This is a genomic window from Streptomyces sp. NPDC002779 (assembly GCF_042888685.1).
In the GTDB taxonomy this organism is placed as follows: Bacteria; Actinomycetota; Actinomycetes; order Streptomycetales; family Streptomycetaceae; genus Streptomyces.
In genome coordinates this window covers 17,507-29,716 of record NZ_JBIAQC010000030.1, presented here as the reverse complement: position 1 = coordinate 29,716, position 12,210 = coordinate 17,507, and the positions used below count along the sequence as shown (strand labels likewise).

The following is a 12,210-nucleotide window of genomic DNA, read 5'->3' as shown; positions in this document are numbered from 1 at the left end:
CACCACCTTTTCGATCATCTCGACTGGGGGCTCAAGTCATACCGGGGCCGAAGGCCGGGAGCCTCCTTGCGAGGCCACGAAGAAGGTAACGGGGCCCTGCCCGGACAGTCCCGGGCCGGGTCCCCTCATCATTCACCGACGCCGGTCGGACGGATCAGATGGCGTCGAGTTCGACTTCCTCGTAGACCCGGTCCCACCAGGTGTCCATCGCGAACGCGGGAGGGTCGAGCTCCTTGAGACGGTCCCTGATCTCCAGGCCGAAGGCGACGCGCGCCGCCTCCGCCGGATCCGTGTCGTCGTCTTCCTCGTCCTCCTCCTCGTCGGATTCGAGGTCGTCGAAGTCGTCGATGTGCTCGCACCGGTAATCCCACGCGGCGAGCGCGTCCAGGAACGCGATCAGCGAGGAGTTCACGAAGCGGGGCCCCGGCAGGGAGGGGTCGAGCAGCACCACCCTTCCCTCGCTGTCGAGAACGTACTCGGGCTCGTAGTACCCGGGCGTCAGCTGGGGGCTGTGCTGACCGAGCCGCCAGTACCGCCTGCCGGTGTTGTCGAACACGTCCGTAAAGGGCGCCCCGCCCGTGCTCGGACAGAACAGGGCGGCCTCCTGGGGAAGGCCGAACTCCTCCGCGACGTCCCATGCCCGGCGCACGGCGGCCGGCCAGTCGGACGCCGCGGCGGGCGCGCCGGTGTCGAGTGCGAGCCCCCCGCTCTCCTCCCATGAGGAGGAATTCAGCCACTGCGGTATGTACCCCATGGACGTTCCCTTCGCAGAAGGTGCACCGACGAACCGCCTCGGAGCGTACTCACCCCGGCACATGTGCGAGCATGCGGTGCATGTCCACCGATCCCATAAACGGAGGGGCCGCTCCCCGCGCGGCCCGACTCGTGGCCACCATCCCGGCCCCGCTGGAACCCGGCTCCGCCGATGCCCCCGTCCTCCTGCACCAAGGCGGGCGCAGGCTGGTCGTGCAGCGCGCCGACACCGTACTCGCCGTGCTCGACACCGCGTCGGGCGACGTGGTGCGCTTTCCCGCGCCCTGGCCGCGCGACCTGGGTACGGTCACCGTCTCGCCGTCCGGTGACGTCGCCGTGTTCGCCGGGCTGCACGCGGTGCGGGCGGTGACCGCTTCCGGGGCCACGCGCTGGGAGGTGCGCCACGCGTGCTGGGCCGGTGAATACCCCCAGCTGCACGAGGACTTCGCCGAGTACGCCGACGACCGCGGCGAGGACGGCGAGCACGAGTACCCCGACAGCGGCTCGGCGGCCTTCTCCGCCGACGGCAAGCTGCTTTGGGCCCATGTGCGCGGCCCTCTTGCGGGGGACGGGCAGGACGTGGAGACCGATGAGTTCTGGCTGGTCCTCGACGCCGCCGACGGCCGGATCCTCGGACGCGCGGCCACCGGCACGGTGGCGTCGGGCTCCTTCCACACGGTGCACCCCGACCCGGCGCAGATGGGTCTGAGCGTCGGTGAGGGAGAGGAGGGCTCTCCGGCGCTGTGGGGACGCCTCGACGGCGGGGTGTTGTCCGTGCGGAAGATCGACGCCGAGACCGTGCTCCTCGGCGTGAGCCCTTCCGGCCGGCATCTCCTTGCCACCGATGTCCAGCAGGACGCTCTCTATCTGCACGCGGCGGACAGCGGCGCGATGCTGCGTGACCTGGACGCCGACGGAACCGTGCCGCCCTACCCCCAAGGGGGCAGGGTTTACTGGGACTTCGACGCCGCCTTCACTGGCGAGACCACGGTCGTGGCGGGCACTTCCGGCAGCGACGCCGGATACGGACCGGGCCGCCACTGGCTGGTCGACACCGACGACATGGCGCTGCGTGCGCGGATCAGCTATCCGCAGCCCGTCCACGGACCGGTGCGAGCCGCGGGCGAAGGAGCCTGGTACACGGTCTCCGAGGACCGGACGGCCGTCCTCGTATGGGAGTTGGCGGAGGAAGGCTGACCGCCCACCGCGCGGGACACGCACGCGATACGGCCCGCCGGTCCGAGGACCGGCGGGCCGCTTGCCTCACGCTGTCAGCGCACGGCTAGTAACGGGTGGTGAGCCAGAACATCCTGAACTGCGTCTTGTCCCCCCTTCCTGGGAAGACCTTGCCGCCCAGGTTCATCGTCTGCTGCACCAGCGGTGCGCACACGCCCTTGCAGACGTTGCGCGAGGTGCCGCCGTACACAACTTCGAGGTTCGGGTTCTGCTTCACCCAGTTGAACACGGCCTCCTCGGCGTGCTCGTACGCCTGCTTGCCCTTCGCCGTGAGGCGGCCGGGCACCGGCTGGCCCTGGATGAACTCCTCGCCGTTCTTGAGGACGCCCTTGCCGACCTCGTCGATGTTCTTGCCTCCGGCCAGCGCCACCTTCTCGCTGATCTCACCCGTGATCTTGTTGCGGACACCGATCACGGCGACCGTCGAGTAGTCGTGGCCCTTGCCCCACTGCTTCTTGAGGTCGTCCGCGCGCTTCTGCGCGGCGATCGCCTCGTTCTCATAGCCACAGTTGTGAACGAGAACGGCGGTGTGGCCCGCGCCCACGTAGTACGTGTGGACGCCCTCGACCGACAGGTTGTACACGCGCTCCGTGCGGTGCGCGGTGTCGATCGCGGTGATCTGGACCCAGGTACCGGCCGAGGTCTGCAGCCACATGCCGGACTTGAGGTCCTCGGCCTCGACCCACCGGCCGAAGTCGGGCAGCCAGTACAGGTGGGCCGCCGTCGACGTGATCTCGACCGGCTTGGCCTCGCCGTCCTTGCCGTCGCGGTCGACGGTCAGGGTGACGAGGGCCTTCTCGCCCTTGTGGCTGCGGGCGTTGGTGACATACCGGGGCTCGGTCTGACCGGTCTCCGGATCGGTGGCCACGACCTGGTCGCCGACCTTCAGCTTCTCGATGGCCGTGGTGCTGCCGTCCGGCAGGACGACCTGCGTACCGGGCACGAAGCTGTTGGTCTTGCAGGTCTTCGCATCCGGCTTGTCCGGCGACTTCGTCGTCGTACCGTCGGGACCGTCGGCCTTGCGGGCGTCATTCGCCGTGTCGACCGCGTCACCGGCGTTGTCGGCCGTCTTGCGCGCGTCGTTGGCGGTGTCGGCCGCCTCGCTGCCCTTCGCCGCGTACTTGCCGGCCTTGACCGCCGTCGCACCGTAGCCCACCAGCGGGATCGCCGAGGCGAGCGAGAGTGCGGCGTCGGCGTAGTTGCCCTCGGCCGCGTACCAGATGCCGTTGGCGACGTCCGCGACCTCACCGACTACGGGAACCATGCCGACCACGTCGAGCGCGGCGTGGCCGATGTCGGAGAGCGAGAGCCCGAACAGGTGCCCGTCGAGCTCGACGAAGCTGATCGGGTTGCCGCCCGCGAACGCGTACCGGTTGCCGGTGAACGGGTCCGTGGCCAGTGACATGTCGGAGAGCGCACCGCTGTACGAGTCCCGGGTCAGGAAGCGGTTCAGTCCCGGGTCGTAGTTGCGGAAGCCCATGTCGTACGTGCCCGACGAGGCGTCGAAGCGCGAGGAGTTGAAGCGGAACGCGTTGTACGAGTCCTGCTCCTCACCACCCGACGACGGCTTGTCCGCACCCGTCATCTGCGACGAGTCGTCACTGCCGTAGGCCGTGTAGCCGTACGTGGCGCGGGTCTTGCCGTCCTCCTTCGTGATCGCCTCGATATCGCCGCGCGGGCTGGTGACGTACTGCGAGACCTCCTTCGCTCCGTCGTCCTTGTGCTTGATCTGCGTGGCCCGCTGGCCGCCGGCGAGGTACTGGTAGTCCTTGTCGGCCTTGCCGTCCACGGTCTCGCGCAGCAGCGTGGTGTCGAGTCCGAGGTAGGTGAACGCCGTCGTCTTGCCCTTGTCGCCGGACGTGGTCTGGGAGACCGTCCGGTCGAACGGGTCGAAGACGTAACTGGTGGTCTGCGCCGTCGCACCGACCCCCGAGCGCACCTTAACGGTGCGGTCGAAGCCGTCGTACGTGTACTTCTCGGCGGTCTGGCCACCGGTGCTGACCGTGTCGAGCCGGCCCAGCGGGTCGTAGTTGTAGGTGGACGTGGCACCACTCTGCGACGCCGACAACAGCCGGTTGCGGTCGTAGCGCTGGGTGGTGGTGACGCCGTCGACCTTCTGCTCGACGATGTTGCTGTTGCGGTCGTAGCGGTACTCCTCGGTCGCCGGGCTGTCGCCCGCCTTGCCAACCTTGGTGATGCGGTCCTGCGGGTCGTAGGTGAAGGAGTACGTGTTGTTGATGTAGGCCGAGTTGTCGTCGGCGTTCATCAGCTTGAGCACGTCCTTGGAGCGGTGCCCGTTGGGCGTGTACTCCAGATCGTGCTGCGTCACGACGGTGCCGCCCGAGGTCTTCTCCAGGGACTGCTGGACCGACCCGTCGGGGTAGTACCTCATCTCGAGCGTGTTGCCGTTGGGCTTGGTCTGCTTCAGGAGCTGGCCGCGCCCGGTGTAGGTCATCGAGGTGATCTGCTGATTGCCCGCGGTCGGCGAATCGGCGTTGGTCACCTTCTTGACCAGGTCACGCTCGTCGTACTCGATCTTCGACCAGGTCAGGTCGTGCGTCGACGTGAGCGGATTGCCGTTCTCGTCGTAGGTCAGCGCGGTGGTGTTCTTGACCGTGCCGGCCGCGATCTCCTGGACCGTCCTGATCCGGTTGAGACCGTCGTACGCGATCTTGTACGTGTCGATCTTCGCGCCCGGCGAGAGGTCACGGACCTCGGTCTTGTTGCCGTTCGCGTTGTACTTGTAGGTGAAGTCCTTCTTCTCCGTGTCCGTCTCACCGGAGTTGGCGCGGACCAACTTCACCGAGTCGGCCAGGACCGTCCCGTTCGCCTTGTCGGTCAGCGTGACCTTCTGCGGACCGTCCTCGACGAACGCATAGCTGCCGAGCGAGATCCACTCGCCCGGGCGCTGGGTCTGGTCGACCGTCCTCGTCGCGCTGCCGCCGTCGTGATCGACCTTGAAGGTGGCGTCGCTCGCGGCCCCGGTCATCTTCGGGTGCCGCACGAAGACCTCGTACGTGCCGTTCTGCGGGATGTTCAGCTGCCACGACAGCGAGGCGCTGCCGTCACCCGCGGGATGCGAGTACGTGTCGTAGCCGTACTGCTGCTCGGTCTGCGTCCGCGACCAACTGCCCTGGAGCGCGGTGTTGTTGAAGTCCGAGCTGTCGACGAGGACGACCTGCTTGCCGACGGGCACACCGTCGTCCGAGCGGGCCTTCTCGTTGCCGGACAGGTAGTAGTCCCAGGTCATGGTGCGCTGCTGGGAGCCACCCGCCGAGGTGAGCGTGTTCTTCGTCTGCTGGCCGAGCTTGTTGTACGCGTAGGACGTGGTGATGTCCCACGGGTCCTTGGACGTCTCGGTCCAGCCGTTGTCGTAGTAGGTGTACTCGGTGACGTTGCGCACCGTCTGGCCGTCGGACGGCGGGGCCGAGACCGACTGGAGATTGCCGACGGAGTCGTAGGTGTAGAACACCGAGTCCGGCGTGGCGTACGTCGAGTCGTCCTTGTCGAAGGCGGAGCGCTCCTCCTTCACCCGGTTCAGCTCGTCGTAGACCGTCTCCGACGTGAAGTCCGTCGCGTCGTCGGTGGTTTCGACGCCGCGCGGGGTGATCGTCTTCGTGCGGTTGCCGACCTGGTCGTACGCGTACTTGGTCGTGCGGTACGAGGTGACGTTGCCGGAAGCGTCCTCCTTCACCGGCACCTTGGACTCGACGAGTGCGCCGCGTTCGTCGTACGTCGCGAGCGACTCGTTGCCCTCCGCGTCGGTCTGCGCGACCTGAAGGCCGTCCTTGTCGTAGCGGACCGAGGTGGCCCACTCCAGGGCGTCGATGGTGCGCGTGGTGCGGTGGTTGAGGTCGTACTCGTACTTGGTGGTGTAGTCGTCGGGGTCCGCGCTGGCGTTCTTGCGCGGGTCGACGATCTTGACGACATTGCCGACGTTGTCGTACGACACCGTGGCCTTGTTGCCCTCGGCGTCCACCATCTCGACAGGCTGGTACGCGGCGTCGTAGACGGTGGTCGCCGTGAAGTCGCCTTCCTCGGGCGTCAGATTCCCCTGCGGTCCGGTGACCTTGACGACGTTGCCGACCTTGTCGTACCCGGTGGTCGTCTTGCGGCCGGGGTCCGTGGGCTCGTCGCCCGGGTCGACCTGCTCGAGCTGCTGGTCGGCCCTGTCGTACACCGTGCTGGAGACCGCCCCGTTGGGTGCCGTCACCTTGGTGATGTTGTCGTTCGCGTCGTAGACCGGCGCGGGCGTGACGATGAAGTCGTTCTCCGCCTGCTTGACGGGCTCCTTCTTCTCCAGGGGGCGGCCGAACGCGTCGTAGGCCTGCGTGACCTTGGCGCCCTTCGCGTTGACGACCTCGGTGACATTGCCCCGGTCGTCGTAGGCGAAGTGGGAGTCGTGGCCCGCCGCGTCCGTGATGGTCTTCGGGAAGCCGACCGGCAGGAACTCGCTGTAGCGCGTGGCGTGTCCGTTGGCGTCGGTCTCCTTGACGACCTGCCCGTACACGTCGTACTCGGTGCGCGCGGTGTAGTCGCCCTCGGTGGCGGAGGCGACGCCCTTGGGGTCGGTGACCGAGGTCAGGTTGCCCACGGCGTCGTAGCCGAACCGGTAGGTGCGGCCCTCGGGGGACTTCTTCTCGAAGAGGTCCGCGATGTGGCCGTTGAGCCCGTAGGAGTAGGTGAAGGTCTTCGCCGCGGTGCCGTTCTTGTTGGCCTCGGCGTCCTTCTGCTCCAGCGGGTAGCCGGTCTTCGGGTCGTACTTCCAGGTGGTGACGGCGCCGTTGGCCTCCTCGATGCGCGTCACGTTGTTGTCGGCGTCCCAGGCCATCTTCGTGGTCTCGGACTTGGGGTTGGTCATGGCCGTGGCGCGGCCGTAACCGTCGATCACGTACTGGCTGGCGTGGTTCTCGGCGTCGGTCACCTTGGTGTTGATGACCGAGCCGGACGTGCCGTCCGGATCCGTGTACGCGTAGCCGGTCGTCCCGCCGAGGCGGTCCGTCAGCGTCTGCGTGTTCCAGTGGAACTTCGGGTCGTCGCCCTCGCTCGGGTAGTAGTAGTCGAGCGAAGTGCCGTTGCCGCGCGGGTCGGTGACCTTGACCAGCTTGGCGTTCTTGTTGCCCTGCTCCATGTCGTACGCGAAGCCGAAGACCTTGGGCTGGCTGGTGCCCGCGCCGTCGGTGAGCTTCGTGAGCAGGCCCTTGTCGGAGTACTCGAAGGTGACCTTGCGGCCCGAGATGTCGGTCATCGACTTGACGTGGTCGATGATCTTCGGGCTGCTGGTGTCGGCCTTCGTGTAGTAGTCGACCGTGAGCGACTGGCGCTGCGCCGGGTCCTCGATGTACGTGAGGAACTTGACGGGCTTGTTGTTCGACTTGCGCTCGGCGTACGTGTACGTCTGCGTGTTGCCGTTCTTGTCGACGACCGCCGTCAGGTAGCCGTCGCAGTCGAAGAAGAACTGCGTACGGTCCGGACGCGTCAGCGACCAGGCGCGCGGGTCGCCGTCCGAGCTCGGCTTGCAGTCCACGGCCGTGTTCTGCCGGAGCAGGTAATGCACACCGGCCGGGGCCCGCCAACTGCCGTCGTCCTGCTTGCGGAAGACATGCGCCGTGCCGTCACCGTCGGGGAGGGTGACCTCCGTCGGGTTCGGGTTGGGGTGGAAGTCCAGCGCGGCGCCGAGCCGGAGCGGCATCGCGAGCTGCGCCGACCAGCCGTGGCCGAGGACCGTGTCGGAGGTGTCCTGCGAGTTGTACGCGAAGCGGGCGAAGGTGGCGATGCCGCGGCCCGGGTTGGAGAACGCGTTGTACTGCCAGACCGTGTTGCCCGCGTACAGGTTCGTCATCAGCGACGAGCCCGCGCCGGTGTTCTTGCCCGCGTACGAGTAGAACTTCTCCAGACCGAGCTGGTTGGAGGTCGGGTCCTCGGTGCGGACGTTCTGGGCGAGCGGCGGGACGTTCTCGGTCGCCGACAGCCACGTGTTGTTCGCGGTGTTCTTCAGGTCCCACTTCAGGACGTACTCGAGGCGCTTGTTGCCCGAGTCCGAGTTGATGGGGGCCTTCAGCTTCGCCGGGACGGTGATGGAGTCGCCGGGAAGCACCTCGGTGGCGAGCGGCGTCGCCAGCTGGTTGCCGCCGGTGGTGGCGTCCGTGCCGTCGGGCAGCGACCAGGTGTAGGAGAGGGAACGCGTCCCCGCCGGCCAGGTCGCGGTCGTGGTGTTGGTCAGCGTGACGTCGACCGTGTACTCGTCGCCGGGAATCATCCGCGCCGGAGTGTACGGCGCGAAGTACGTGTTCTCCGTCGACTTGGACAGGTACGTGACCACGAGCTGCGGCCGCAGCTCGGACTCCTCGGCCTCCGAGGACAGGAACATTGTGCGTTCCTGCGGCCCGGCGGTCGTCTCGTCCTTGAGCCGCACGGCGACGCCGTGGTTGCTCGACGGATCCGAGATCCACTTCTGGGCGAGCGAGGTCAGCGACCAGCTCTGGCGCGCCGGGTCATTGGTGACGGTGCCCACCGTGTCGGAGACCGCGGCGTCCATGTCACCGCCCGCCGCGCTCCAGTTGGTGGTGGAGTTCGCCTTGGTCCAGCTCGCGGTGGTCTCGTCGAAGTCGCGGGTCAGACCGCGCGCCTCGTAGACCGCGCCGTTCGAGCCCGTCGTGGTCGTGAAGCCCCACATGTCGAGCTGGGCGTCGAGGACGCGCGCGTTCGCCGGGATGTTCTCGGTGCCGGGGAAGTCGAGCAGGGCCCGAGTGGTCCCGTAAACACTGGAGTTGTTGCCGACCGCGAGCCACGACCGCTGCTGCCCGGACTCGGAGAGCGTGTCGTGTCCGGTGGCGGGCTGCGCGGAGGACAGCGTGGTGTCGCTCTGGCCGCTCTGCAGGATCAGCGTGGTCCGGCCGGCCTTGGGGAGCCGTACGAGCTGGGTGGTGGACGGCAGCACGCGACCGTCCCTCAGCTTGACCGCGGCCATGTAGTAGTAGGCGTTGCCGAACGGGTCGGCGGAGTCCGCCGGTGTCGGCGTGGCCGTGGTGTCCGTGAAGGTCCGCAGGTCCTTGGCGACCGGCGCGACCATCGTCTGCCCGGACGGCGTGAAGCGCTGGAAGACGCTGCGGTGGACCTGGTACTCGACGATGTCGTCGCCGTCGGCGGCCGACGGGTCGGCGTACCCGGGCCAGGTCAGCTCGGCGCCCGTGGAGTGCACGGTGCGCGGCGGGTTCACGTCCACGCCTTGCGTGCCGTACGTGAGCACGAGCTTGGGGTAGTTGGCGATCTCGCCCTTGTACGCGTACTCGGCGGCCTCGTAGCGCGGGCCGCCCTTGGGCGCGGTGGCGGACTCGTCGCCGGCCTTCACCACGAAGCCGTTGTTGGTGTACGTGCCGTCCAGCCACTGCTGCACGGTCTTGGTGACCGCGAAGCTGTGCCAGGTGTTGATCACGTCCGGCCGCTTGGTGACCACACCGCCCTTGGTGAAGCGGACGGCGTCCGCAAGCACCGTGGTCGACGTGGAGGCGGGACCGTCACCGAGGACGACCTTGCCGGCCGTGCCCGCCTTGAACGGGTGTGTGCCGAGCGTCTTCCACTCGCCCTCGCTGCCCGCCTGCTGGTTGACGGTGTACGCCTTGCTGCCGCCGCTGTAATTCACCGTGTACGGGGCGTTGACGGCGCGGTCGGAGGCCGGGACGTAGTGCACGTCGACCTGGTAATTGCCGTCCTCGGGGAGGTTCGGCTGCCAGGAGTACGTGTCGCCCGCGGTGGCGTCCTTGTTGTACCGGTAGTCCTGGCCCTTGGCGTACTGCGTGTACGCGGTGTTGGTCGAGGCGGGCCAGGCGCCCTGCGCGGCCGTGGTCCCCGCGTCCCCGTCGTCGACGAGGACGGAGGTGCCGGACAGTTCGCCGGTCAGGTCCTTGGCGTTGTTCCAGGTCGCACCGGACTCGGTCCACGGGCCGGTGGCGCGGTGCGCCTCCAGGGCCACTTCCTCGGCGCCGGTGGTGTGCGTCTGGTCGTAGTAGAGCTTGAGCTCGGCGTTGTCGAGCTTGGTCCCCGCCGGGATCCCGGCCAGGCCGAAGCGCAGCAGGGCGCGGCTCGATCCGGTGGCGGTGTTGCCGACCGAAAGCCGCCAGCTGCCGTCGTAGTTGTCGGCCGGACCGTCGGAGGAGATCATGACGTCCTCGGACTGCGCCGGGGTCGGCGCGATGGTGATGGTCGGATCGACCGTCACTGGGTACTGGCGCGCGTCGGCCGTCAGCCACTTGGCGTCGGGCCGCAGGCTCACCTCGTACGAGCCGTCCTTGCCGGTCAGCTTCTGCTGCACGGCGTCGGAGGACTTCGTCCCGTACGGGGAGGAGGCGTCCTTCTTCGAGTCGGTCATGAACGGCGCGGGGATGACCAGTTCGGGCCGGTCGGGTCCGGCGCTCTCGCTGTAGAGCGCGATGCTGCCGTTGTCCTGCGCCTTGGCCTTGAGACCGTGGGTGTCGAGCGTGAACTCGTAGACCGGAGCGGTGGCGGGCCGCTCGCGCAGGACGATGCCCTCCTTCACGCTGCCGTTGCCGACGGTGTACTGGAGGTCGGCACCTTCGCCGAAGGCGTTCTTGTACGTGACGGTGTTGCCGTCGGTGACCGGTGTCAGTTTCCTGGCGGCCGGGTCCTTGAGCCCCAGGGACACCCAGTGGCCCTCGTCGAGCTCGAAGCGCACCAGCTCACCGGGGCGTGAACTGAAGTACGTGCGGGCCAGGTTGGTGGTGTTGGCCTTGTCGAAGCCCTTGCGCCCGGTGTCGGTGACCTCGCTGTCGATCGGCTTCCAGACGCGCTCCTTGCCCTGACCCGCGGGGTACGCGTCGGGCACGGAGGAGACCTCGGACTGGATCCGTCCGTCGGACAGCTGCCAGTAGCGGGCGTGCGGTGTACGCCGCTCCTTGAGCTCCTTGACGCGCTTGGGCTCGACCGCGGCCTTGCCCTTGGGGAGGCGCTCGTTGGCGGCGACATCGGTGTCGGGGAGGCTTGGCGGGTCCACCGGCTCCGCTTCGTCGTCGCCGGTGCCGAGGAAGTCCTTGATGCCGGAGGCGAGCCGCTCGGTGTCCGGCGGCTGCGCGAAAGCGGGTGTCGTGGGCGCAAGGGCGGAAGCAACCGCCAGCACCACGGTCGTGGCCAGGAGCCGTCTGGCTCTCGGTCTGTGCATCGGTTTCCCTTCGCGAAGGAACCACGTACCAACTGCCGGACGACAATTGGCGGCCGGACCACCTACACCGATGCGCGATGCGCATGTCAAACGAACGGCGATAAGGCGCAGGCCGCGTCAAACTCCGGGAAAACAGGGTGAGTTGGGGATAAAATCCAGCCACCGCCGCAGAATGCCCCATTTGGCCGTCAGCTTGACATGCGCCAGCCCAGCCCCCTTGGATCTGGCGTCGTCGCACAGGCACAGGGCCGTGCCGCCCCAGCTGGAGAGACGCCATGACCAGAGGAACCGAGGAACAGGTGGAGCCGCAGGGCGAGTCGGCGCACGGCGAGGCCGGCGGTCCGGCGGACTCCCCCGGACCGCCGAAGAGCGGCAGGCTGCGGTTCCTCACGGACCGGCCCGTTCCGGTGGCGGCCGCGGCCGCCTTCGCCCTGTGCGCCGGGCTTGTCGCCTACGGCGTACTGCGGGGCGAGGAGAGTGACCCGCCGCGCAAGGTGCCGACCGCAGCCGTGACCTACGAGGTGACCGGTCAGGGCCGCGTCGACATCACCTACCAGGGCGCGAGCGAGAACGGCACGGCGGAGACCGTCACGCGGGCGCGGCTGCCCTGGCGCATGGAGACCAAAGTTCCGCTCGGTCGCACACCGGTCGTCTCCTTCGTCATCGGCTCGGAGGGCGGCAACGCCAAGTGCGCCCTCGCGATCAAGGGCCGCCATGTGCAGAGCGCGACGGCGAACGGGGCGTACGGACGGACGGGGTGCACGGGCGTACTTCCCTCGCCGTCACCCAGCGAGGACTGACCGGCTCACTCGGCGCCCCGGAACGGACCTGCCGGCCCGCGGGGTTCGGCGCGGCCCGGTCGGATGCTCACCGCAGCCGCAGCTCGAAGACGCCGTCCGCGGCATCGGTGTCCCCGGGCACGAAGTCCGCGGCCGCGGAGCTGAACACGACGCTGCCGTCCCTCGTGAACGAGGCGTATCCGATGTCCCCGTCCTCGGAACCCTGCATACTCACGGGGGGGATCAACAGGCTCGACGGAGCGCCTC

Annotated in this window: 5 protein-coding genes; 2 read left to right on the top strand and 3 right to left on the bottom strand. The window is 68.2% G+C overall.

The features are described 5' to 3' along the window. Positions 1 to 154: 154 nt before the first annotated feature. Positions 155 to 754 (bottom strand): SUKH-4 family immunity protein, encoded by a 600-nt coding sequence (locus ACFYW5_RS35720; RefSeq protein WP_389421306.1) that lies wholly within the window; start codon positions 752 to 754, stop codon positions 155 to 157. An 80-nt stretch (positions 755 to 834) separates the two neighbouring features. On the opposite strand from ACFYW5_RS35720, the gene ACFYW5_RS35715 reads away from it, so the two are divergent. Beyond that, positions 835 to 1,950: a hypothetical protein gene (locus tag ACFYW5_RS35715; protein ID WP_389421305.1), complete on the top strand. Its 1,116-nt coding sequence runs from the start codon at positions 835 to 837 to the stop codon at positions 1,948 to 1,950. Between the two features lie 85 nt (positions 1,951 to 2,035). Here the strand turns inward: ACFYW5_RS35715 and ACFYW5_RS35710 are convergent, their stop codons facing one another. Further along, positions 2,036 to 11,164 (bottom strand): DNRLRE domain-containing protein, encoded by a 9,129-nt coding sequence (locus ACFYW5_RS35710; protein ID WP_389421304.1) that lies wholly within the window; start codon positions 11,162 to 11,164, stop codon positions 2,036 to 2,038. A gap of 275 nt (positions 11,165 to 11,439) precedes the next feature. On the opposite strand from ACFYW5_RS35710, the gene ACFYW5_RS35705 reads away from it, so the two are divergent. Next, a complete protein-coding gene (locus ACFYW5_RS35705; RefSeq protein ID WP_389421303.1) occupies positions 11,440 to 11,964 on the top strand; it encodes a hypothetical protein in 525 nt (174 codons plus the stop codon). Between the two features lie 67 nt (positions 11,965 to 12,031). Here ACFYW5_RS35705 and ACFYW5_RS35700 read toward each other — a convergent pair whose 3' ends face one another. Beyond that, positions 12,032 to 12,178: a hypothetical protein gene (locus ACFYW5_RS35700; protein WP_389421302.1), complete on the bottom strand. Its 147-nt coding sequence runs from the start codon at positions 12,176 to 12,178 to the stop codon at positions 12,032 to 12,034. Positions 12,179 to 12,210 lie beyond the last annotated feature (32 nt).